Genomic DNA, 22,356 nt, shown 5'->3' with positions numbered 1-22,356 from the left:
GCGGCCCTTACCACCATTTTTCCGCTTTGGCCACAAAGCCTGCGCGGCTTTCCAACACATGTGCGTAATTCAGCAACGCCGCCTCTTCCCAGGGCCGCCCGATCAGCTGCAACCCCAGGGGCAGCCCCTGCGCGTCCAGCCCCACCGGAACCGAGATCCCCGGCAGCCCCGCCAGGTTCACCGTGACCGTGAAGACATCGTTCAGATACATCTTCACCGGGTCCGCATCCGCCATCTCGCCCAGCCCGAACGCCGCCGAGGGCGTGGCCGGGGTCAGGATCGCATCCACCCCCTCCGCGAACACCAATTCGAAGTCGCGCTTGATCAGCGCCCTGACCTTCCGCGCGCGGTTGTAATAGGCGTCATAGAACCCGGCGGACAGCACATAGGTCCCCACCATCACCCGCCGCTGCACTTCCGGCCCGAAGCCTTCGGCCCGGGTCTTCTCGTACATCTCGGTGATCCCGTCACCTTGCGCCAGCTTCGCCCGATGGCCATAGCGCACCCCGTCATAGCGGGCGAGGTTCGACGACGCCTCGGCCGGCGCAATCACATAGTAGGCCGGCAGCGCGTATTTGGTATGCGGCAAGGAGATATCCCGCACCTCCGCCCCCGCATCCTTCAGCATCTCGACGCCACGCGCCCACAGCGCCTCGATCTCGGCAGGCATCCCGTCCATCCGGTATTCCTTCGGAATGCCGATGACCTTGCCCCGGATATCCCCGGTCAGCGCCGCCTCGAAATCCGGCACCGGAATATCGGCGCTGGTCGAATCCTTCGGATCATGCCCCGCCATCGCCTGCAACATGATCGCCGCATCGCGCACCGACTTGGTCATCGGCCCGGCCTGGTCCAGCGACGAGGCGAAGGCCACGATCCCCCAGCGGCTGACCCGGCCATAGGTCGGCTTGATCCCGACGATCCCGGTGAACGCCGCCGGTTGCCGGATCGACCCGCCGGTATCCGTCCCGGTCGCCGCCAGGCACAGGTCCGCCGCCACCGCCGCAGCCGAGCCACCCGAGGACCCCCCCGGCGTCAACTGCACGTTCGACCCCTTGCGCTGCCAGGGGTTCACCGCGTTGCCGTAAGCCGAGGTCTCGTTCGACGAGCCCATGGCAAATTCGTCCATGTTCAGCTTGCCCAGCATCACCGCGCCCGCGCCGAACAGCCTGGTTGTCACGGTCGATTCGTATTCCGGCCTGAACCCTTTCAGGATGTTCGACGCCGCCTGCGACGGCACGCCCTTGGTGCAGAACAGGTCCTTGATCCCCAGCGGAATCCCGCACATCGCCGGAGCATCGCCCGCTGCGATCCGCACATCCGCCGCCCGCGCCTGCTCCAACGCGATCTCCGGGGTCTTGTGGACAAACGCGTTCAACCCGTCGCCCGCGTCGATGGCCGTCAGGCAGGACATGGTCAGGTCGACCGCCGAAATCTCGCCCTTCCGCAGCGCATCGCGGGCGGCGGCAATGGTCCAGCTGTTCGCGCTCATTCCACCACCTTCGGCACCGCAAAGAAGCCTTCCCGCGCATCCGGCGCGTTCTTCAGCACCTGCGCCTGGATATTCCCGTCCGTCACCACATCCGCCCGCCGCTTCAGCCGCATCGGCGTCACCGAGGTCATCGGCTCCACCCCGGTCACGTCGACCTCGTTCAGCTCTTCCATGAAGCCAAGGATGCCGGAAAGCTGCCCGGCGAGCTTCGGCAGGTCGGCCTCCTCGACCCGGATCCGGGCCAGTTTTGCCACCTTGCGGGCGGTGTCGATGTCAATCGCCATCGGGCTCTCCTTAGGGTTTGGCCCCGTTTAGCCGCCCCCGCCCCGCCCCGCAAGCGGGAGTAAGGCCGGGGGCAAGCCCTAGAGAAGGGGGTCCCGGAACAGGCCGCCGGTCGCCAGTGGCTCCAGCCCGATATCGCGCCGCAGATGCGCGTTCAGGCCCAAGGGCGGCCTGCGCCGGAACGGCCGCAGGACAAGCGCCCTTAGCACGGGGACAAGCCCGTGGGCGTCGATGATCTCGTCCAGCGTCGCCCGCAGCGGGACCGGATGGGGAAAGGTCGTATGGCTCATGATCATTCCCGGCGCCGCACAGGACGGCCGGTCCTCTGTTGGGGATGGGGGCTGACCGAAAACGGGCCACTTGCCCGACGGTCAGCGTTCAGTCTTCTGGAAGGAACGGACCCCTCGCGCCCTGGCGCTCAGGTCCGGCAAGCCTCACGAACGGCGATAAAGTCGCAGCGTGGCGGTTGCCCAGGCGGTCAGTCCGCGGGAATTATCTTGGCGGATGCATGCAGTCATATGTCCGCCCTCCCTGGCTGAACGGTTGCAAGACGGCCCTCTTACCTCAGGCCACGCGCCCGCGCACGGATTCCTTTCGCCCTGCCGCCAGTTTCCGGCCCCCTGTGCCGGTCGCGCCACAGCCCGACCGGGGCATTCCCGCGCATGACCCGACGGTACGATTGTCATGGATACAAGTTACCTCCTAGCCTGACGCTTTGCAGACCCCTGAAGGAGAGACCCATGCAGATCATCTGGTTCGGCCATTCCGGCTTCCGCATCGAGATCGAAGAGGCCGTCCTCTTGGTCGATCCCTGGCTGACCGGCAACCCGATGTTCCCCGCCGGACGCGAGGATGAGGCGGTCAAGGGCGCCACGCATATCCTCTTGACCCACGCCCATGGCGACCATGCGTCGGATGCCGCGCGGCTGGCGAAGAAGCTGGGGATCAAGGTCCACTGCATCCACGAGCTTTCCGAATGGATGAACGCGGGCGGCCTGGCCGAGACGGTGGGCTTCGGCAAGGGCGGGACGCTCAACCTGGGGGGCGCGAAGGTAACGATGGTCAATGCCGTCCATTCCGCGAGCATCGACTTCGGGGCCAAAGGTCTTCTGCCCGCCGGGGACGCCGCAGGCTTCATGATCGCGGGCGAGGGGCACGTGATCTATCTCTCGGGCGATACCGACATCATGGCCGACATGGCCTGGATGGCCGAGTTCCACCAGCCCGACATCGGCATCCTGTCCTGCGGCGGCCACTACACGATGGACATGGAACGCGCCGCCTGGGCCGCGCGGAAATGGTTCAACTTCCGCTGGGTGATCCCCTGCCACTACAAGACCTTCGGTCTGCTCGCCCAGGATGCCACCGTCCTGAAAGCGGGCCTGCCGCCGGGGATCGAGGTGATCGAGCCCGAAGTGCTGGACCCGATCCGGATCTAGCCGGGCGTCTGTCCACGCAGGACAACGGTAGCGAAATTCGTGAAATCAACAGCTTGGCTGTGGGCATTTACCCGCGGTCAAGCATGTTTCAAACGACCGCTCCCCTTTCATCTTTGCCACAATATCCCCGCCGGAGGCTCCTGCCCCCTCACCCCTGCCCGCGTTTTCATACTGGCGCAAATATCCCCGCCGGAGGCTCCGGCAGAAGCCGTAGGTGCTGCGCCGGGCAGCAGGGCGCCCAAAATTCTTCCTTCAAGAATTTTGACCCGTGCAGGGCCAGCCCGTTGCCCCACCGGCAAACCTTAAGAAATCCTCAACGCCCGCAGCCAACCCATTGAAACGATTGACCCTGTCAGCCGTGTCCACTGTGGACACTCACCCCCGTCGCTCCATGAAGAACCCTCTCAGCAAGGCCTCCGCCTCCCCCGCCCCGATCCCGTCGTAGACCTCGGGAACATGGTGGCATTGCGGGTGGCTGAAGACCCGCGCCCCGACCGCGACCCCGCCCGATTTCGGATCGGCGGCCCCATAATAGAGCCGCCCGATCCGCGCCGCCGAGATCGCCGCCGCACACATCGGGCAGGGCTCCAGCGTCACATAGAGGTCGCAGCCTACCAGCCGCTCAGACCCCAGAACCCGGCAGGCCTCGCGGATCGCCAGCATCTCGGCATGGGCCGTCGGGTCCGCCAGTTCCCGCGTCCGGTTGCCCGCCCGCGCCAGTACCCGGTCGCCCGCGACAATCACCGCCCCCACCGGCACCTCGCCACGGCCAGCCGCCGCCCGCGCCTCTACCAGTGCGGCCTCCATGAACGACCGGAACCCTTCGCGTTGCTCTTTCATGCGGGCTTCAATATCCTCTGGCTTCCGGCCACCCCGGCCCGAAGGATGATGGCCATGACCGGAAAAGAAAAGCCGAAAGCCGCCGCGAAGGCCGCTGACAAGGCAACCGACACCCCGGAAGGCGAACGCATCGCCAAAGTCCTGTCCCGCGCCGGCATCGCATCGCGCAGGGAAGCCGAGCGACTGATCGAGCTGGGCGAGGTCAAGGTCAACGGCAAGACCATCACCTCGCCCGCCCTGAACGTGACCGCGAAGGACAAGATCACCGTCCGCGGCGAGCCCGTCGCCGAACCCGAACCGCCCCGCCTCTGGCTCTACTACAAGCCCGAGGGCCTCGTGACCTCTGCCTCCGATGAAAAGGGCCGCGACACCGTCTTCGACCACCTGCCCGAGGACATGCCCCGGGTGATGTCGGTCGGCCGCCTCGACCTGAATTCCGAGGGCCTTCTGCTTCTCACCAACGACGGCGAACTCAAGCGACGGCTGGAGCTTCCCTCGACCGGGTGGCTGCGGAAATACCGGGTGCGGGTGAAGGGCAACCCGACCGAGCCCGAGATCGAACCCCTGCGCAAGGGGATCATCATCGAGGGCGAGAAATTCCTGCCGATGGAGGTCAAGATCGACCGCCACCAGGGCGCGAATGCCTGGCTGACCATCGGCCTGCGCGAGGGGAAGAACCGCGAAATCCGCCGGGCAATGACCCATATCGGGCTGACGGTGAACCGGTTGATCCGCACTTCCTACGGGCCGTTCCGCCTGAACGAGCTGAAGCCCGGCGAAGTCGAAGAGGTGAAGCCCCGCATCCTGCGCGACCAACTGGGCCTCTCGGACCCGGAGACGCCGCAAAGACCGAAGCGAGCGGGCGAAAAACCTGCCCCCCGGTCCTCGGGCGGGACAGTCGCCAAGCTGGAGGCGAAGGCCGCCGCGAAACCGGCCCGGAAGATGCTCAAACCCGGCGATGGGCTGAAGACCCTGTCCGATGCCTGGAAGAAGGCGACCCGTCCCCCGGCGCGCGGCGCGGATGAGCGGCCGCAGGCGGATCGGCCGAAGCCCGCGCGGGGCGCAGGCCCGCGTCCGGGACCGCGGTCGAAAGGCCCGCGACAGGGTTGATCGCGCAGGGGAATAATGCCGCCTATTCCCCCTGCTGGCGGCTGGCAAGGGCGAAGGGCATCGGCTAAGGTCGGTTGCGTGAAGCCGGTTCGCGAGGGGGACCATGTCAGGAAGCGGATTGCGGAACCTGTCGCTGGCCCTGCTCCTTGCCCTTTTGGCCTATGTGGCCTGGTCGGGGGGCATGTGATGGCGGAACGCTTCGGCGGCAAATACTCGCCGCAGGGCATCGGCCCCGCAGGCAGCCCCGCCGCCCCGCCGATCCTGCCCGCGCCAAGGGCAAGCGGTCTCTGGCGGGCGAATCTTCTGTTCCTGTCGGCCTTCCTGTTCCTCGTTCCCGCCTTCGGCGACGACCCGCAGGACATGCTCCTCGGCCTTGCCGCCGGTGGTCTCCTCATCCTGGCGGCCTGGCTGACCCGCGAGGGGCTGAAGGCCGAAGCCGCCTATGCTGCCCGCAAGCTTGCCCGCCGCCCTGCCCTGCCGCGCAAGGTTCTGGGCGCGGTGCTGACCGGGGCCGCGCTGGCCATTGGCGGTGTCATCGCCGGTCAGGAAGTGGTCTACCCCTTGCTCTACGCCCTCGTCGGCGCGGCGCTGCATCTTGGCGCCTTCGGCCTTGACCCGATGGCCGACAAGGGGATGGAGGGGATCGACGCCTTCCAGACCGGCCGTGTCGCCAATGCCGTTGCGGAAGGCGAGGCCTATCTGGCCGGAATGCAGGACGCGATCCTGCGCGCCAGGGACCGCAGCCTGGAACGCCGCGTCGACCAGTTCGCCGCCGCCGCCCGCGGCCTCTTCCGCACGGTCGAGGCCGATCCGGGCGACTTGACCGCCGCCCGCAAGTACCTGTCGATCTACCTGATGGGCGCCCGCGACGCGACCGTGAAGTTCGCCGACCACTATGCCCAGACCCGCGACGCATCCGCCCGCGCCGACTACGAGGCGCTTCTGACCGACCTGGAAACCACCTTCGCAGAGAAGACCACCGCGTTCCTGTCGAACAACCGCACCGATCTGGACGTGGAAATCTCCGTCCTGCGCGACCGTCTGAAGCTTGACTATTGAACCCCAAGGGGAGTTGCCCATGTCCGAAACCGTCCAAGCCAATGCCGCAGCCCTTCTGACCGAGGTCGAGAAGGTCAATGCCGTGATCCTGGCCGAACCGATGGCCGAGGTCGTTCCGCTGGAAGCCGCGCCCGCCGACCAGGCCGAGGCGATCAGGAAGCGGATGGCCGAGGTGGACCTGGGCAATACGCAGTCGATCATTTCCTTCGGGTCCGCCGCTCAGGCCGAGTTGCAGGTGATCAGCCAGGCCATGTTGCAGGACGTGAAGAACAAGGATGTCGGCCCGGCGGGGGATTCGCTTCGCAACATCGTCACCACGATCCGCGGCTTTGCCGTCAGCGAACTGGACCTGCGCCGCGAGGCAAGCTGGTGGGAGCGTCTTCTGGGCCGCGCCGCGCCCTTCGCCAAGTTCGTCGCCAAGTATGAGGACGTGCAGGGCCAGATCGACAAGATCACCGGCGATCTCCTGACCCACGAGCACACGCTGCTGAAGGACATCAAGAGCCTTGATATCCTTTATGAAAAGACCCTGACCTTCTACAACGAGCTGGCGCTCTACATCGCGGCGGGCGAGGCGAAACTGGCCGAGACCGACGGCAGGACCATCCCGGCCAAGGAGGCCGAGGTCGGTGCCGTGCCGGAGGCCGACAAGGTGATGAAGGCGCAGGAGCTGCGCGACCTGCGCGCCGCGCGGGACGATCTGGAGCGGCGGGTGCATGACCTGCGGCTGACGCGACAGGTGACGATGCAGTCGCTGCCCTCGATCCGGCTGGTGCAGGAGAACGACAAGTCGCTGGTGACGAAGATCAACTCGACGCTGGTGAACACAGTCCCGCTGTGGGAGACGCAGCTTGCGCAGGCGGTGACGATCCAGCGGTCGAAGGAAGCGGCCGATGCGGTGCGTGACGCGAACGACCTGACGAACGAGCTCTTGAAGTCGAACGCCGAGAACCTGCAGACCGCCAACAAGGTGGTGCGCGAGGAGATGGAGCGCGGGGTCTTCGACATCGAGACGGTGAAGGCCGCGAATGCGACGCTGATCGCGACGATCAACGAAAGCCTGGCCATCGCCGACGAGGGCAAGGCGAAACGTGCGGCAGCCGAGGCGGAGTTGGTGAAGATGGAGGCGGAACTGCGCGATACGCTGGCTTCGGCGAAGGCGCGCCAGACCGCTCCGGCGCAGGCCTGACGGACGGAAAGGGCGGCATGGCACGCAGAGCTTCAGCACGGTTCCTGATGGCCGGTGCCGTCTGCCTTGCGCTTGGTGCCTGCGAGGGGCTGGGGACCGGCCGCCCGACTTCCCCGCCATCCGCGCCGATTCCGGCCGTGCCGACCGAGCCCACGCCTAAAAGCGCTGCCGCCAGTCGCTACTACGCGCAGGTGCAGCAGGTGCTGTTGCGCGAAAGCATGCTGCGCACCGATCCGGGAACCGACATTCCGGTCTCGGCCGAGGCCCTCACCGAGAATTTCCTGCGCATCGCGCTGTTCCACGAATTCAGGCGCAGCAACACCGGCATCGTCCGGGGCGAGACGGAAACCCAGCTCACGCGCTGGACGGTTCCGCTGCGCGTCAGCCTGAACTTCGGCGCCTCGGTTCCGGCCGACAAGCAGGCGACCGACCGGGCGCGGATCGCCAGCTACCTTGCGCGGCTGTCACGGTTGACCGGGCAATCGATCGCCTTGAGCGACGCCGCCCCCAACTTCTGGGTCTACATCGTGTCGGAGGACGAGCGCGAGGCGATGGGGCCCGTCCTCAATGGCCTTGGCCTGGATATCCGGAATGATGTCATCGAGACCATCACCCGGATGCCGCCGACCACCTATTGCAACGTCTTCGGTCTGTCCGGGTCGGAAACGCATACCTACAGCGCGGCGGTCGCAGTCATCCGGTCCGAAAACCCCGATCTGCTGCGGCTGTCCTGCTTCCATGAAGAGATCGCCCAGGCCATGGGCCTGCCGAACGACAGCCCGCGCGCCCGACCTTCGATCTTCAACGACGACGAGGAATTCGCGCTCTTGACCGATCAGGACGAGATGATGCTGCGCATGCTCTACAGTCCCGAACTGCGCCCCGGCATGACTGCGACCGAGGCGCGTCCCATCGTCTATTCCCTTGCGCGCCGGTTGACCGGCGGCGACAGTTGAACCCAAACGGAGGGTGCCATGGTCTTCGATTTCCTGAAGGGCGAATTTATCGACGTCATCTCCTGGCTGGATGACTCGCGCGACACGATGGTCTGGCGCTTTGACCGGCGCGGGCAGGCGATCAAGTATGGCGCCAAGCTGACGGTGCGCGAGGGACAGGCCGCGGTCTTCATCCACGAGGGCCAGCTTGCGGATGTCTTTACTCCTGGTCTCTACATGCTCGAGACCAACAACATGCCGGTCCTGACCACGTTGCAGCACTGGGACCATGGCTTCCAGTCGCCGTTCAAGTCCGAGATCTACTTCGTCAACACGACGCGGTTCAACGACCAGAAATGGGGCACCAAGAACCCGATCATGGCGCGCGACCCCGAGTTCGGGCCGGTACGCCTGCGGGCGTTCGGAACCTATTCGATGCGGGTTTCGGACCCCGGCAAGTTCATCACCGAGATCGTGGGCACGGACGGCGAGTTCACGGCGGACGAGATCAGCTTCCAGATCCGCAACATCATCGTGCAAGAGGTCTCACAGGTGCTGGCCAAGTCGGGCATCCCGGTGCTGGACATGGCGGCGAACCTGGCCGACCTGGGCAAGATCATCGCCAATGCGATCACCCCGAAAGTTGCCGAATACGGGCTGTCGATCCCGGAATTCTACATCGAGAACATCAGCCTGCCGGAAGAGGTGGAGAAGGCGCTGGACAAGCGCACCTCGATGGGCGTGGTGGGCGATCTGAACCGCTACATGCAGTTCAACGCCGCCGACAGCATGTCACAGCCGGGCTCGGCCATGGGTTCTGCGATGGGGGCCGGGATGGGCATGGGCATGGGCGCCTCGATGGCGCAGAACATGGGGCCCTGGGGGTCGCAGCCCGGTGCCGCCGCCGCCCCGCCACCCCCTCCCCCGCCGCCGCCTGCGGGCAAGCAGTGGCATCTGGCGGTTGACGGCGCCACCTCCGGGCCGTTCGGCGAGGCGGAGCTGTCGAAGCTGGCGACCGAAGGTCGGCTTTCGCGGGCAACGATGGTCTGGACGCCCGGCCAGGACGGCTGGAAGATGGCCGCCGAAACCGACCTCGCCCGGCTCCTCGACAGCGTTCCACCCCCGCCGCCGAAACCCTGACGCCCGACCATGCCGCAGGACGAATACCGCTGGCCCTGCGAGCAGTGCGGGGCGCAACTGCGCTTCGCGCCGGGCCAGACGCGCCTGGTCTGCGACCATTGCGGCCATGTCCAGGACATCCCCGCCGAAGCCCCGAGGACCCGCGCGCGGGCGCTGCAAGAGCTTGATCTGGCTCGCGGATTGCGCGACGACCTTGGCAGCGGCGAGATGGTCGAGGTGCGCACCACCTCTTGCCCGAACTGCGGCGCCAAGGTGGAAATCAGCGGGGCCACCCATGCCACCGAATGCCCGTTCTGCGATACGCCCGTGGTGCTGGACACCGGCAGCGAGCGCCACATCAAGCCACAGGCGCTGGTGCCCTTCGTCCTGACCGAACCCGAGGCGCGCAGGGCGATGGTGGCCTGGATGGGCAGCCTGTGGTTCGCGCCGGGGACCCTGCTGGAATACGCCCGCAAAGGCCGGGCACTGAACGGGGTCTATGTGCCATTCTGGACCTTCGACGCAGACACCTCCAGCCGCTACACCGGCGAACGCGGCGAGTATTATTACGAGACGCGGACCGTGCAGGTCCGGGTCAACGGCCGGATGGAGACGCGGCAGGAACAGGTCCGTCATACCCGCTGGTATTCCACCTCGGGCCATGTCGCGCGGGATTTCGATGACGTGCTGATCATGGCCTCGCGCAGCCTGCCCGAGCGGCTGGGGGACGAGTTGACCCCCTGGGACCTGGGCGCGTTGGTGCCCTACAACCCTGAATTCCTTGCCGGATTCCAGGCCGAGGGCTACACCGTCTCATTGGCCGACGGCGACGACGAGGCCCGCGACCGCATGTCGAACGTGATCCTTCAGGACGTCCGCCGCGACATCGGCGGGGACGAGCAGCGGGTGCACAACGTCGACACGGACTGGTCGGACCAGACCTTCAAGCACATCCTTCTGCCGATCTGGATGGCGGCCTACAAGTACAACGGCAAGAGCTACCGCTTCCTGGTCAACGGCCAGACCGGAGAGGTTCAGGGCGAGCGGCCCTGGTCGGTCTGGAAGATCGCCTTCGCGGTGATTTTCGTTGCAATTCTGGCACTTGGCGCTGTGTATCTTTCCGATCCCGAGGCGCTGAACCTGCCCCGGCCGGAGTGGATGGACTAGTCGGACTTGCGGTTGAAGAATAGCTGCCAGCCTGCATAGCCCCCGGCGGCCAGGAACAGCACCCCCCAGAACGGCGAGCCCTGCCAAAGCTCGACCAGCCCCCAGCCCAGCGGCAGAAGGACCGTCACCCAGCGCACCCAGGGTTTCGCGAAAAACGGGTCGTTCGGATCGAGAAACTTCATGCCTTCGGCCCCCGTTCATGGCATCCTTCCCGGAAAGGGGAGGCCCACATGCCCAAGATTGTCAAGGATTTCCAAGGACAAACCGTCATCACCACCTTCGAGACCACGCCCGCCATGGCCTTCGACCTGGTCGAGGCGCTGGAGGATGCCTACCGCGACTGCATCAGCCGCCAGCCGGGGTTCCTCGCGGCGGGGCTGCACATGAACGATGCAAGGACGCGGGTCTGCAACTACTCGCAATGGAAGCGGCGGGAGGATTACCAGGCGATGCTGCGGACGCCCGAGATGCGGGAGCGGAACCGGAAGATCAACGAGCTGTGCCGGGGGTTCGAGCCGGTGATGTACGAGGTGACGGGGGTTTTCTGAGCGCGGCGTGTTAAGTCAAGGGGTTAGGTCGGGCTTCGCGGTCTTTTTCCCGTCTTCCTCGCGTCTTCCTTCCGTCTCTGCGCACGGGGTGACGGGAGGGCGTTAACCCTGCATTGCGAATCGGGGGGCGGAGGCGATCTGGCCACCTGCCCGACGCGGTCTGGGCAGATTGCCCCCTACGTTTCGAATAGCGTTAACCTGGCAGCAACGTCTCTTGGCGAGACTGGCCCATGGGCGGCGACTGCGGAGGTGCGGCATGGACCCGGTGGATGAATTTGCGCGGCTGAAGGCCGAGATCAGGCGCTTGCAGGAGCGGGCGGACGCGCTGCGCGAGGGGTTTCTGCGGCCCGGGGCGCGGCTCAGGTCGAACCGCTTCGAGATCACGGTGAAGCGACAGAAACGCCGGGTGTTCCTCAAGGACCGCCTGCCCGAAACGGTGCTGGCCGATCCGCGCTACTGGGAGGAGCGGGAAAGCGAGGTCGTCACCTGCCACGAGATCGCGAGCCTCCGCGCCGGGGAGGAGGATATCGTGCTGGTCGAGTGAGGCATTGGAGGTGGGTTGGCGCCCACCCTACAACCTTTGGATCAGGGCCAGGGCGGCGGCGGGGTTGGCTGCCTTGTGGCCGGAGATGACGAAAAGGAAGACCTCCCGCGCGGCGGCCATGTCGCGCAGGCGGGTGGCCCAGCGGTCGAGGTCGGCTTCGGAGTAGCCGAGCGGCTCGGCTTCGCGGGTGCCCATGATGCGGAGATAGGCGAAGGGGGCGGTAGCCGCGTCGATCAGGGGATAGTCGGTGTCTTCGGCCTGGATGGCGGCAATGTTGCGGTCGCGCAGGAGCGTGGTGAACTCGTCGCAGGCGAAACTGTCGTGCCGGGCCTCGATGGCATGGCGGAGGGGAAGGCCCTCCAGCCGGTCGGGCAGGAAGTCGAGGAAGGCCGCGACATCGGCGGGATCGAATTTCTTGGTCGGCGGCAGTTGCCAGTTGATCGGGCCGAGCTTGGGGCCCAACTCGGTCAGGCCCGAGGCGAGAAAGCGGGTAATCGACTCGGTCCCTTCGGCCAGCACGCGGCGGGCGGTGGCGAAGCGGGGGGCCTTGAGGGTGAAGACGAAACCATCGGGGGTTTCCTTCGCCCATTTGGCGAAGGTCTCGGGCTTCTGGGTGCCGTAGTAGGTGCCGTTGACCTCGATCGTGGTCAGGGCGCGGGAGGCGAAGTGGAGTTCCTCGGCTTGGCGGAGGCCCGGCGGGAAGAAGGTGCTCCGCCAGGGCTCAAAGGTCCAGCCGCCGACGCCGATGCGGATGGGATGGGGCATGGGGGTTCTCCTGTGAGTGGGGGGAGTGTAGCGGGTTTCGGGGGGGATGCGGTGGGGATTTGATGAGCGGCGGGGAGTCGGTCTGAAGCCCGACCTACGGGTGGGGCGCGTTAGCGCACCCTGCAATCTGTCATTCGCGCGGAAGCGGGGATGAGAGGACGGCGCGACGGTTGCGTGCAAAGGTGACGGGGATGGCGGGTTGGCACCCACCCCGCGCTTGCTACCCACGTTTCGGAGCGCGCGGGCAAATTTCCCGCCCTACCTCCGCCCCCTCGACCGTTTCCCACCCCGCATCCCCGCCCTGCCCCCTGTGCTCCGACCGGTCCGCTTCGTCGCCTCCACCACCGCCTCCTCGACCGCCTCCTGCCGCGCAAACGGGTCGTCAGCGACCGCCAGTTCCACCGCCTCCAGTCGCTTGACCTCGTCCCGCAGGCGGGCGGCCTCCTCGAATTCCAGGTTCTCCGCCGCCTTGCGCATCTGGGTGCGCAGCGCATCCAGATGGGCGGCGAGGTTCTGGCCGACCATCGGCTTGTCGACGCGGGTGGTGATCCGGCTCTGGTCGGTGTCGCCCTGCCAGAGGCCCGCCAGCACGTCCTCGACGTTCTTCTTCACCGTCTCGGGCGTGATGCCGTGCGCCAGGTTGTAGGCCTCCTGCTTTTCGCGGCGGCGGTTGGTTTCGGTCAGCGCGCGTTCCATCGACCCGGTGATCCGGTCGGCATACATGATCACCCGGCCATCGGCGTTGCGGGCGGCGCGGCCGATGGTCTGGATGAGGGAGGTTTCCGAGCGCAGGAAGCCCTCTTTATCCGCATCGAGGATCGCCACCAGCCCGCATTCCGGGATGTCCAGACCCTCGCGCAGAAGGTTGATCCCGACCAGCGCGTCGAAGGCACCGAGGCGGAGGTCGCGGAGGATTTCGATGCGTTCCAGCGTGTCGATGTCGGAGTGCATGTAGCGCACCCGGATGCCCTGTTCGTGCAGGTAGTCGGTCAGGTCCTCGGCCATGCGCTTGGTCAGGACGGTGACGAGGGTGCGGAGGCCCCGGGCGGAAACCTTGCGGATTTCGTCGAGGAGGTCGTCGACCTGCATCTCCACGGGACGGATTTCGACGGGGGGGTCGAGGAGGCCGGTCGGGCGGATCACCTGTTCGGTGAAGACGCCGCCGGTTTGCTCGATCTCCCAGGCCGCCGGGGTGGCGGAGACGAAGACGCTCTGCGGGCGCATGGCGTCCCATTCCTCGAACTTGAGGGGGCGGTTGTCCATGCAGGAGGGGAGGCGGAAGCCGTGTTCGGCGAGGGTGAACTTGCGGCGGAAGTCGCCGCGGTACATGCCGCCGATCTGGGGGACGGAGACGTGGCTTTCGTCGGCGAAGACGATGGCATTGTCGGGGATGAATTCGAAGAGCGTCGGCGGCGGCTCACCGGGGGCGCGGCCGGTGAGATAGCGGGAATAGTTCTCGATCCCGGCGCAGGAGCCGGTGGCCTCCAGCATTTCGAGGTCGAAGCGGGTGCGCTGTTCGAGGCGTTGGGCTTCGAGTAGTTTTCCCTCGGCTTCCAGCTGCTTGAGGCGGTGAAACAGCTCGTCCTTGATGCCGGTGATCGCCTGTTGCAGCGTGGGTCGGGGGGTGACGTAGTGGCTGTTGGCGTAGATGCGGATCTGCTTGAAGCTGTCGGTCTTGGCGCCGGTCAGGGGGTCGAATTCGGTGATCGCCTCCAACTCCTCGCCGAAGAAGGAGAAGCGCCAGGCGCGGTCTTCCAGGTGGGCGGGCCAGACTTCCAGGGAGTCGCCACGCACCCGGAAGGCGCCGCGCTGGAAGGCGCCATCAAGGCGGCGGTACTGCTGGGCGACGAGGTCGGCCATCACCTTGCGCTGGTCGTATAGCTGGCCGACGACCAGGTCGACGGTCATCGCCGAATAGGTCTCGACCGAGCCGATGCCGTAGATGCAGGAGACGGAGGCGACGATGATAACGTCGTCGCGTTCCAGAAGCGCCCGGGTAGCGGAGTGGCGCATCCGGTCGATCTGTTCGTTGATCTGGGATTCCTTCTCGATATAGGTGTCGGTGCGGGCGACATAGGCTTCGGGCTGGTAGTAGTCATAGTAGCTGACGAAGTATTCGACGGCGTTTTCGGGAAAGAAGCCCTTGAATTCGCCGTAAAGCTGGGCCGCAAGCGTCTTGTTGGGCGCCAGGATGATGGCGGGGCGCTGGGTTTCCTCGATCACCTTGGCCATGGTGAAGGTCTTGCCGGTGCCGGTCGCGCCCAGCAGGACCTGGTCCCTCTCGCCTGCATTCACCCCGGCGGTCAGTTCGACGATGGCCGTGGGCTGGTCCCCGGCAGGCTGGAATGGGGTCTGCATGACGAAGCGGCGACCGCCCTCAAGCTTGGGCTTTGTCAGGACGTCGGGGCGGTCGGTCAGGGCGTTTGAGTTGTTGTGGGGCATGGCCGGTCCCTTGGCAGAGTCGGGGCAGGACAGATTTGATCCGTTTTTGTTCCGTTTCAAGGGCTGATCCTCCTGACCGGCGAAACCGTTGCCGCGGCGGGCCGAAGCGGCTAAGGCACGGGCAAGAGGTGCATGATGTCGAAGAAGATCGATACGCGGGCGGTCGGCCTGGACGTGGGGCTGGCGTTCATCCGCTGGCTGACCGGCGCCGAGAACCTGCATTACGGGCTGTGGACCGGGCTTGAGGTGACGGCTGGCAACCTGCGGACCGCGCAGGATGCCTATACGGCGAAGCTGTTCGGCTATCTGCCCAAGGGACCGTTGCGCATCCTGGACATCGGGGGCGGCGCGGGCGAGACGGCGAAGAAGCTTCTGGCGCTGGGGCATTCGGTGGAGATCGTCGTGCCCTCGCCCTTCCTGGCGGCGCGCTGCCGCGAGACGGCGAAGGGGGCGGTGGTGCATGAGACCACTTTCGAGGCGTTCCCGGGCCAGGGGCCCTTTGACCTGTGCCTGTTCTCGGAAAGTTTCCAGTACATCCCGATGTCCGAAAGCCTGCCGAAATGCGCAAAGCTTCTGGCCCCGGGCGGAATGGTGCTGATCGCCGACTGCTTCCGCACCGAAGCCTATCAGGGCCGCCGGTCCGAAGGGCCGCAGGCGGGGGGCGGGCATCGCCTGACAAACTTCCGCGAGACAGTCGCGGCTTCGGCCTTCCATACCGCGGCGGAAGAGGACATCACGGCCGCAGTCGCGCCCTCGATCGACCTGGAACAGGCCCTGTTCCACGTCCTTGGCCATGGGGTCACTCGCGTGTCGGATGAAATCCACAGCAAACGGCCCGCCGCGCATTGGGCGCTGGCGCGGCTGGTCGGGGTCTTCCTGTCGCGCAAGCGGCGGGACAACCTGATGCAGAGGCTGACCGGCACCAGCCGCACGTCCGAGGCATTTCGCCGCTACAACCACTACATGATCTGCCTGCTGCAAAGGCGTGGCGGCTGATTTCGCGGGAATCAATGCAACTTTAGGTTGATTTTTCGCTTCGCTTCAGGGATGCTGACTGGGCAAGCAGCAACTTCCGCTGCCGGTCGGCGTCGACCCTACCCCACCCCACACTCCCAGACGTCGACCGGCAGCCTTTTCCGGCGCAGCTCGCGCTTGCGCTTGGCCCGGCGTTCGGAATAACACAGGGCGCAGGTTCAGAGGATTTGCCCATGCGCGCCCGCATCTACCAGCCCGCCAAGACCGCCATGCAGTCCGGTACTGCCAAGACGCATCAATGGGTGCTGGAGTTTGCGCCTGCCTCGGAACGCGAGGTGGACCCGCTGATGGGCTGGACCTCGTCCGGGGACACGCAGGCTCAGGTGCGGCTGCGCTTCGAGACCCGCGAGGCGGCCGAGGCCTATGCCACCGAGAAGGGGCTGGAGTTTGACCTCGTCGCGCCGAAGCCGCGCAAGGCCAACATCCGTGCGCGCGGCTATGGCGAGAATTTTGCCACCGACCGCAAGGGCGCCTGGACGCACTGAATGGCGCCCGATCTGACCATCACGCGCGAGCGGCCGACCGGCCCTGATCTGGCGCTGCTGATGGAAAGGCATACAGCCGACATGCATGCCGATACCCCGCCGGAGAGCATTCACATGATGGATGCCTCGGAGCTCGACCAGCCGCAGATCGCCTTTTACGTTATGCGCGAGGCGGGCACACCGGTCGGCATGGGCGCGTTCAAGCGGATTGACCCGAGCCATGCCGAGATCAAGTCGATGCATGTCCTGGCCGAGGTGCGCGGGCGCGGGTTGTCGCGGGCGATGCTGGCGCATCTTATGGCCGAGGCGCTTGCGACGGGGTTCACCCGGCTGAGCCTGGAAACCGGGTCGCAACCGATGTTCGAACCGGCCCGGCGGCTTTACGAGCGGGCCGGGTTCACCGAATGCCCGCCGTTCGAGGGATACGTCCTTGACCCGAACTCGGTCTACATGACGAAGGTGCTTGCCTGATCCTTTCCCTTGGCCCAAAAGGCGGGGGCGCGGGCTCATAGCTCAACTGGATAGAGCAAGGACCTTCTAAGTCCGAGGTTGGGGGTTCGAGTCCTCCTGGGCCCGCCATGTCTTCAGACAGAGAGCCGTCCTCGTGGCATCGAGCCACTCGGACGGCGCTGCCGCGGATCCGGCGGTCAGGTGGGCGTGCTGGGGGCGCCGCCTTCGAAGCGGTTGCCGTGGCGATAGTCGCAGGGTGCCTCCTGCATCTGCAGGTGCAGGGCGGTGCCGGTGTAGGGGTGGGCGCGGGCGACATCCTCGTCGAAGTCGATGCCAAGGCCGGGGGCTTCGGGGGGCAGGATGTAGCCGTCTTCCCAGCGGATCGAGTTGCGGATGAGCCGTTGGTGGAAGGCGCCGCCGGTCTCGATGGTTTCCGCGATCAGGAGGTTCGGGATCGAGGTGGAGAGGTGGACGTTGGCGGCCCATTCCACTGGACCCGCGTAGAGGTGCGGGGCCATCTCGGCGTTGAAGATTTCGGCCATGGCGGCGATCTTCTTCGCCTCCCAGATGCCGCCGACGCGGCCAAGCGCGGGTTGCAGGATCTTGACGCCCCCGGCGCGGAGGAGGGTGCCGAATTCGGCCTTGGTGGTCAGGCGCTCACCTGTGGCGAGGGGAACGCGGACGGATTTCGCAACTTCGGCGAATTCGAGGAGGTTGTCGGGGGGGATGGGTTCTTCATACCAGAGCGGGTTGTAGGGTTCGAGTTCGCGGCCAAGGCGGATCGCGCCCGGCGTGGTGAACTGGCCATGGGTGCCGAAGAGAAGGTCGACGCGGTCGCCCACCGCCTCGCGGATCGCCTTGCAGAAGGCGACGGAGCGGCTGATGTCGGACATTGCCGGTTCATGCCCGCCGCGGATGGTGTAGGGGCCGGCGGGGTCGAATTTGACGGCGGTGAAGCCCAGGTCCATGAAGCGGGCGGCGGCTTGGGCGGCCATTTCCGGGCTGACCCAGAACTCGGCGGATTCCTGGCCGGGTTCCGGGTAGAGGTAGGTGTAGCTGCGGATGCGGTCGTTCATCTTCCCGCCAAGGAGCGCCCAGACCGGCCGGTTGCGGGCCTTGCCGAGGATGTCCCAACAGGCGATCTCCAGCCCCGCAAAGGCACCCATCACGGTGGGATCGGGGCGCTGGGTGAAGCCGGAGGAATAGACGCGGCGGAACATCAGCTCGATGTTTTCCGGATTCTCGCCCTGCATGTGCCGTTCGAACACATCCTCGATCACCGCGCGCATCGCCTTGGGGCCGACGGTCGAGGCATAGCATTCGCCGTAGCCAACGATCCCGGTGTCGGTGGTGAGCTTCGGGAAGATCCAGTAGCGCCCGCCCCAGCCGGGGAAAGGGGGCGCGACGACAAAGATTTCGAGGTCCTTGAGTTTCATGGCGGTCCCCTCTGGCTGGAAGGAGGCAAGGGGTTTCACGCCCCCGTGCCCCGGTGGAGCATGTCGACCATGAGAAAGCTACGGGGGAAGGCCGGACAAGGCCTATTCATTCACGACAGAAAGTGGCGCGGATGGAATGGCGCTGTCAAAGACCCTTCATGCGGATTTCCGTTCTTCTCTTGGCGCGCAGATGTATGGATTCATCAAGCTTAGGCCATTCTGCAGACTTTCACGTCAGATCAGCGTTCGGAATCTGCAAGTTCAGCAACGGTACGGCGGTCAGAAATGGCCGATCCGGGTCAGGAATCCGCGCAGGGTTTCGGCGAAAGCCTCGGCATGGGTCAGCATGGACAGATGGCTTCCGCCGCGCAGGAGGTGGAACTGCGCACCGGCGACAAGGTCGGCAAGCTCGCGCTGGAGGTCCGGAGGCGTCTTGCGGTCGTCCGACCCGGCGAGAACAAGGGTCGGCAGTTTCAGGGTGGCGGTGGTCTGGTAGAAATCGGCCGTGGCGATCGCGGCAGCGAAGCCCTGCCAGCCGGCGGGGCGGGTGCGCTCCAGCATGCCGCGGACCGGGGCCAGCGCGGGCGCCCCCTGCCAGCGCGGGCCGAGAAGTTGCGCGCATTCGGCGTCGAGGTCGGGACCGGAATCGCGCAGGCGGGCGAGGCGGACCTCCCAGACGGAAGGGTTGGCAAAGCGGGTGGCGGAGCCGGTCAGGACCATGGCGCGGACAAGGTCGAGGCGCTTGACGGCCAGGCCCTGTGCGATCAGCCCGCCTTCTCCTGCGCCAAGGACGACGGCGTCCTTCAGGGCGAAATGGGTCATCAGGCGCTCGACATCGCGGATGAGGGCGCCCATCGCGTAGGGCGGAGCGGGCGTGTCAGAGAGCCCGTGCCCGCGCAGGTCGATCCGCAGGGTGCGGGCGGGCACGCGCGGCAAAAGCGCGTCCCAGAGCCGGAGGTCCAGGCCGAGGCCGTGGATCAGCACCAAGGGCGGCGCCGTATCGGGGCCGGAAAGCTCGGCATTCAAGCGGAGGTCGTCGAGCCAGACGAGGCTCACGCGAAGCGGTCCAGCGCGGTTGCGAAGGTGGCGGGATCGACGTTGCCACCGGTGGCGACGGCAATGACGGTGTCGGGCAGGTCGGCGGCGAACAGCGCGGCGGCAAGCGCGACAGCCCCGCCGGGTTCCAGCACCATGCGCAGGTGAGTGAAGGCCAGCGCCATGGCGCGCAAGGCCTGGTCGTCGGTGATCACGGCCCCCGGCCCGGCGAGGCGCGAGAGGATGGGAAGGGTCAGATCGCCGGGGGTGGGGGTCAGGATCGCGTCGCAGATCGAACCACTGAGGGCGGGGTTGCGTGCGCGCTGCCCGGTGGCCAAGGAGCGGGCCATGTCGTCGAAGCCCTGGGGTTCGGCGGTGCGGACTTTCAGGCCCGGGACGCGGGCGGCAAGCGCCAGAGCGATGCCCGAAGAGAGGCCGCCCCCGCCGCAGCAGACGAAGACCGGGGCTTGGGTGATCCCGGCCTCCTGCGCCTGTTCTGCCAGTTCCAGCCCCACGGTCCCCTGCCCTGCAATGACCTGCGGGTCGTCATAGGGCTTGATCAGCGTGAGGCTCCTTTCGGAGGCGATCCGGGCGCCGATAGCGTCGCGGTCCTCGGTCGCGCGGTCGTAGAGGACAACCTCGGCCCCATAGCCGCGGGTGTTGGCGATCTTCACCTGCGGCGCGTCCGACGGCATCAGGATGACGCAAGGCGCACCGTGGCGGGCGGCGGCATGGGCGACGCCCTGTGCGTGGTTGCCGGAGGAATAGGCGATGACGCCCCGTTTGCGGGCTTCGGGCGAAAGGGCCGAGACCGCGGACCAGCCGCCCCGGGCCTTGAAGCTGCCGGTCACTTGCAGGCATTCGGCCTTGACGAAGATGCGCCGTCCCGCCGCCTTGTCGAGAAGCGGGGCGTTCAGGAGCGGCGTGCGGCGGACATGGCCTGCCATGCGGGCGGCGGCGGCCTCGATCAGGGCGATGTCGGTCATGCAAGGCCTTTCAGGAAGCTGCGGATCAGGGCCACGGCTTCGGGTTCGTCGAGGAAGGGGATATGCGCGCGACCGGGCACTTCCGCGAAACCCATGTCGGGGCGGCGTGCGCGCATTTTCGACACGGTGTCCGCGGTCAAGAGGTCGGAGTTCGCGCCCCGGATCAGGGCCAGCGGCAGGCCTTGCAGCGCGTCGAACAGCGGCCAGAGATCGACCGGCGGGCCCTCGAAGGCCTTGAGGAAGGCTTCGCGCAGGGCGGGGTCATAGGGAAGGCGCAACCCGTCGGGGGTTTCGACGGAGAGTTTTCGCGCCTCATCCAGCCAGCGGGACATCGGCACGCCGCCGAAGCCGGGACTGCGCGACAGACGCTCGGCATAGCCCTGATGCGTGCCGCCCGCCGGGTTGCGGCCAACATAGTCGAAGATGCGGCTCAGGCCGTCGCGGGCGATTTCCGGCCCGACGTCGTTGAGACACAGGCCCAGCACCCGGTCGCGCGCCACCGCGCCAAGGACCATACCGATCAGCCCCCCGCGCGAAGTGCCGAGGATTGCCGCCTTCTGCACCCCCAAGTGGCTCAGAAGGGCCAGCGCATCGCGACCTTCCTGATCCACCGTGTAGGTGGCCGCGCCGGTCCGGTCGCTGGCCCCACGGCCGCGATAGTCCATCCGGATCAACCGGACAGGGGGCAGGTGCGGGATCAGGTAGTCGAAATCCGCCATCGACCGTGTCAGGCCGGGCAGACAGAGGAGGGGCAGGCCAGCGCCTTCGTCGCGGTAGGCGAGGCTGGCGCCGTCTTCGGCGGTGAAGCGGTACATCGTCATCTCCGGGCTTGCAGTCCCGATATACCAGCCGGGAGGCGCCTTTTCCCAGAGGCTTCCATCACGAAATCCGCGCCGTGCGACCTGTTTGAACAAGGGGCGCATTTCACCTAGGGTCGCATCGGCATGAGGGAGCGCGATGGACCAGAAGGCAAATTCCGATGATCTGACCCGGGCCGAACTGCGCATCAGAAGCCGTCGCGAAAGCGAGCTTGCAGAGATCGGCCCGCTGCCTGTCGTGTCCAGGCCGATCGGCCATGTGATCGTGGCAGCGTTGACCCCTCGGGCCATCAAGTCCCGCGGCAAGGTCAACCCGCAGCGGTTCTTTCCGGGATTCTGCCAGCGGCTTGCCGAGCGAGGCTACGCGACGCATTTTGCCTTTACGGGCGACGAGCTTCTCACGCTGTCGGCGCAACCGAACCCTTCGATCATCCACCTCTACAACGAAGAGAACATCATTCCCGACGATGCCGAGGTGGCAAGGGCGGAAGCCCGGGCGCGCTGCGTCTTCAACAACCTGCCAACCGGCCGGATCATCGGGAAGAAGGCGCCGACCAATCGCCGCCTGACGGAGCGGGGCATCCTGATGCCAAGCATGACGCCGTCCCCGGGCGCGCCGGTATTTTCCAACGCGGCGGCCTCGACGTCGAAACCGGCCTGGGTTCTGTCCGGCGATGGGGCGCTTGACGACGAGCGCTACAACACCGAGTTCATCGACACCACGATCACCGTGGACGGGAAGGACTATCTGACGACGCTGCGGTTGATGGCAGTCGGGCGGCAGATCGTGCTTCCCTATCTTGGCATTCGGGAGAAAGACATGCGGCGGCCTTCCGTGCATGGCGTTTCGACGCCGCGCGATGCGGCCTTGTACAACCGTGTGTTCGACGAGTTGTATGTGAAGCGCGAGCCCGAGTTGCGGGACCTTGCCGGGCGCCTGCATGAGGCGATCGGCGCGGGGTTCTATCACCATGACCTGCTGATCGAGAGCGGAACCGGGCGGATCCTGGTCTGCGAAGTTGGCTACAAGTTCGATCCCTATGCCTTCAGCGAGCACATGGCGCCGATCAGTGACCAGGTCCCGAGCCTGGCCCCGCTTTACGACGGCACATTCGCCCGACGGTCGGCCGATGCGACAATTGCCGAGATCGAAGCGTCCTGATGCGGCAAGAGTCGCGCT

The 22,356-nt window shown here is 66.3% G+C and carries 24 protein-coding genes and 1 tRNA gene; 14 read left to right on the top strand and 11 right to left on the bottom strand.

Annotation, left to right across the window (positions count from 1 at the left end):
• Window positions 1–7: 7 nt before the first annotated feature.
• The 3 genes from gatA to JNL31_RS13605 all read right to left on the bottom strand — a co-directional run bounded on the left by gatA (window position 8) and on the right by JNL31_RS13605 (window position 2,064).
• Window positions 8–1,492 (bottom strand): Asp-tRNA(Asn)/Glu-tRNA(Gln) amidotransferase subunit GatA, encoded by a 1,485-nt coding sequence (gatA, locus tag JNL31_RS13615; protein WP_294974162.1) that lies wholly within the window; start codon window positions 1,490–1,492, stop codon window positions 8–10.
• The gene (gene gatC / locus JNL31_RS13610; protein WP_294974160.1) at window positions 1,489–1,776 is read right to left on the bottom strand and encodes an Asp-tRNA(Asn)/Glu-tRNA(Gln) amidotransferase subunit GatC; all 288 of its coding nucleotides are present in this window, start codon (window positions 1,774–1,776) and stop codon (window positions 1,489–1,491) included. Before gatC ends, gatA begins: the two co-directional genes overlap by 4 nt.
• 78 nt (window positions 1,777–1,854) lie before the next feature.
• Window positions 1,855–2,064, bottom strand: coding sequence for a hypothetical protein (locus JNL31_RS13605; protein ID WP_294974157.1), 210 nt, complete (start codon window positions 2,062–2,064; stop codon window positions 1,855–1,857).
• Window positions 2,065–2,514: 450 nt separating this feature from the next.
• Here JNL31_RS13605 and JNL31_RS13600 point away from each other — a divergent pair, with 450 nt between their 5' ends.
• Window positions 2,515–3,213, top strand: coding sequence for a metal-dependent hydrolase (locus tag JNL31_RS13600; protein WP_294974155.1), 699 nt, complete (start codon window positions 2,515–2,517; stop codon window positions 3,211–3,213).
• 375 nt (window positions 3,214–3,588) lie between these two features.
• Here JNL31_RS13600 and JNL31_RS13595 read toward each other — a convergent pair whose 3' ends face one another.
• The gene (locus JNL31_RS13595; RefSeq protein ID WP_294974153.1) at window positions 3,589–4,053 is read right to left on the bottom strand and encodes a nucleoside deaminase; all 465 of its coding nucleotides are present in this window, start codon (window positions 4,051–4,053) and stop codon (window positions 3,589–3,591) included.
• A 54-nt stretch (window positions 4,054–4,107) separates the two neighbouring features.
• Between JNL31_RS13595 and JNL31_RS13590 the strand changes: the two genes are divergently transcribed.
• From JNL31_RS13590 to JNL31_RS13565, 6 genes are all read left to right on the top strand, one after another.
• Window positions 4,108–5,163 carry a pseudouridine synthase gene (locus JNL31_RS13590; RefSeq protein ID WP_294974151.1) on the top strand — a complete coding sequence of 352 codons (1,056 nt, stop codon included), beginning with the start codon at window positions 4,108–4,110 and terminating at the stop codon, window positions 5,161–5,163.
• A 186-nt stretch (window positions 5,164–5,349) separates the two neighbouring features.
• Window positions 5,350–6,222, top strand: a complete 873-nt coding sequence (locus JNL31_RS13585; RefSeq protein ID WP_294974149.1) for a 5-bromo-4-chloroindolyl phosphate hydrolysis family protein — start codon at window positions 5,350–5,352, stop codon at window positions 6,220–6,222.
• 19 nt (window positions 6,223–6,241) lie between these two features.
• A complete protein-coding gene (locus JNL31_RS13580) occupies window positions 6,242–7,411 on the top strand; it encodes a toxic anion resistance protein (protein ID WP_294974148.1) in 1,170 nt (389 codons plus the stop codon).
• A gap of 17 nt (window positions 7,412–7,428) precedes the next feature.
• Entirely contained in the window at window positions 7,429–8,367 is a 939-nt protein-coding gene (locus JNL31_RS13575; RefSeq protein WP_294974145.1) for a DUF2927 domain-containing protein, read from the top strand.
• An 18-nt stretch (window positions 8,368–8,385) separates the two neighbouring features.
• A complete protein-coding gene (locus tag JNL31_RS13570; RefSeq protein ID WP_294974142.1) occupies window positions 8,386–9,486 on the top strand; it encodes an SPFH domain-containing protein in 1,101 nt (366 codons plus the stop codon).
• A 9-nt stretch (window positions 9,487–9,495) separates the two neighbouring features.
• Window positions 9,496–10,632: a TFIIB-type zinc finger domain-containing protein gene (locus JNL31_RS13565; protein ID WP_294974140.1), complete on the top strand. Its 1,137-nt coding sequence runs from the start codon at window positions 9,496–9,498 to the stop codon at window positions 10,630–10,632.
• On the opposite strand, the gene JNL31_RS13560 is transcribed toward JNL31_RS13565, so the two are convergent.
• On the bottom strand, window positions 10,629–10,814 hold the full coding sequence (locus tag JNL31_RS13560; protein ID WP_294974137.1) for a hypothetical protein: 186 nt from the start codon (window positions 10,812–10,814) through the stop codon (window positions 10,629–10,631). The genes JNL31_RS13565 and JNL31_RS13560 overlap by 4 nt on opposite strands.
• Before the next feature lie 48 nt (window positions 10,815–10,862).
• Between JNL31_RS13560 and JNL31_RS13555 the strand changes: the two genes are divergently transcribed.
• Entirely contained in the window at window positions 10,863–11,180 is a 318-nt protein-coding gene (locus tag JNL31_RS13555) for an antibiotic biosynthesis monooxygenase family protein (RefSeq protein ID WP_294974134.1), read from the top strand.
• Between the two features lie 256 nt (window positions 11,181–11,436).
• Window positions 11,437–11,724 (top strand): hypothetical protein, encoded by a 288-nt coding sequence (locus JNL31_RS13550; RefSeq protein ID WP_294974131.1) that lies wholly within the window; start codon window positions 11,437–11,439, stop codon window positions 11,722–11,724.
• Window positions 11,725–11,751: 27 nt separating this feature from the next.
• Here JNL31_RS13550 and JNL31_RS13545 read toward each other — a convergent pair whose 3' ends face one another.
• Window positions 11,752–12,489: a DUF72 domain-containing protein gene (locus tag JNL31_RS13545; RefSeq protein ID WP_294974128.1), complete on the bottom strand. Its 738-nt coding sequence runs from the start codon at window positions 12,487–12,489 to the stop codon at window positions 11,752–11,754.
• A 258-nt stretch (window positions 12,490–12,747) separates the two neighbouring features.
• Entirely contained in the window at window positions 12,748–14,931 is a 2,184-nt protein-coding gene (gene uvrB / locus JNL31_RS13540; RefSeq protein WP_294974126.1) for an excinuclease ABC subunit UvrB, read from the bottom strand.
• 135 nt (window positions 14,932–15,066) lie between these two features.
• On the opposite strand from uvrB, the gene JNL31_RS13535 reads away from it, so the two are divergent.
• The 4 genes from JNL31_RS13535 (at window position 15,067) to JNL31_RS13520 (ending at window position 17,030) form a co-directional block, all read left to right on the top strand.
• The gene (locus JNL31_RS13535) at window positions 15,067–15,927 is read left to right on the top strand and encodes a methyltransferase domain-containing protein (protein ID WP_294974123.1); all 861 of its coding nucleotides are present in this window, start codon (window positions 15,067–15,069) and stop codon (window positions 15,925–15,927) included.
• 212 nt (window positions 15,928–16,139) lie between these two features.
• The gene (locus JNL31_RS13530; RefSeq protein WP_294974122.1) at window positions 16,140–16,451 is read left to right on the top strand and encodes an ETC complex I subunit; all 312 of its coding nucleotides are present in this window, start codon (window positions 16,140–16,142) and stop codon (window positions 16,449–16,451) included.
• Entirely contained in the window at window positions 16,452–16,922 is a 471-nt protein-coding gene (locus JNL31_RS13525; protein WP_294974119.1) for a GNAT family N-acetyltransferase, read from the top strand.
• Between the two features lie 31 nt (window positions 16,923–16,953).
• Window positions 16,954–17,030, top strand: a tRNA-Arg gene (locus tag JNL31_RS13520).
• 68 nt (window positions 17,031–17,098) lie between these two features.
• On the opposite strand, the gene JNL31_RS13515 is transcribed toward JNL31_RS13520, so the two are convergent.
• From JNL31_RS13515 to JNL31_RS13500, 4 genes are all read right to left on the bottom strand, one after another.
• Window positions 17,099–18,337: a mandelate racemase/muconate lactonizing enzyme family protein gene (locus tag JNL31_RS13515; protein ID WP_294974117.1), complete on the bottom strand. Its 1,239-nt coding sequence runs from the start codon at window positions 18,335–18,337 to the stop codon at window positions 17,099–17,101.
• A gap of 279 nt (window positions 18,338–18,616) precedes the next feature.
• A complete protein-coding gene (locus JNL31_RS13510; RefSeq protein WP_294974114.1) occupies window positions 18,617–19,393 on the bottom strand; it encodes an alpha/beta fold hydrolase in 777 nt (258 codons plus the stop codon).
• Window positions 19,390–20,358 (bottom strand): threonine/serine dehydratase, encoded by a 969-nt coding sequence (locus JNL31_RS13505; protein WP_294974111.1) that lies wholly within the window; start codon window positions 20,356–20,358, stop codon window positions 19,390–19,392. The genes JNL31_RS13510 and JNL31_RS13505 overlap by 4 nt, the downstream gene beginning before the upstream one ends.
• On the bottom strand, window positions 20,355–21,179 hold the full coding sequence (locus JNL31_RS13500) for an alpha/beta hydrolase (RefSeq protein WP_294974108.1): 825 nt from the start codon (window positions 21,177–21,179) through the stop codon (window positions 20,355–20,357). Before JNL31_RS13500 ends, JNL31_RS13505 begins: the two co-directional genes overlap by 4 nt.
• 136 nt (window positions 21,180–21,315) lie before the next feature.
• On the opposite strand from JNL31_RS13500, the gene JNL31_RS13495 reads away from it, so the two are divergent.
• A complete protein-coding gene (locus JNL31_RS13495) occupies window positions 21,316–22,338 on the top strand; it encodes a hypothetical protein (protein ID WP_294974106.1) in 1,023 nt (340 codons plus the stop codon).
• Window positions 22,339–22,356 lie beyond the last annotated feature (18 nt).

Source organism: Tabrizicola sp. (assembly GCF_016792905.1).
GTDB lineage: Bacteria > Pseudomonadota > Alphaproteobacteria > Rhodobacterales > Rhodobacteraceae > Tabrizicola.
Note: the sequence above shows the minus strand (reverse complement) of the source record. Positions and strands in the feature narration are given on the sequence as shown.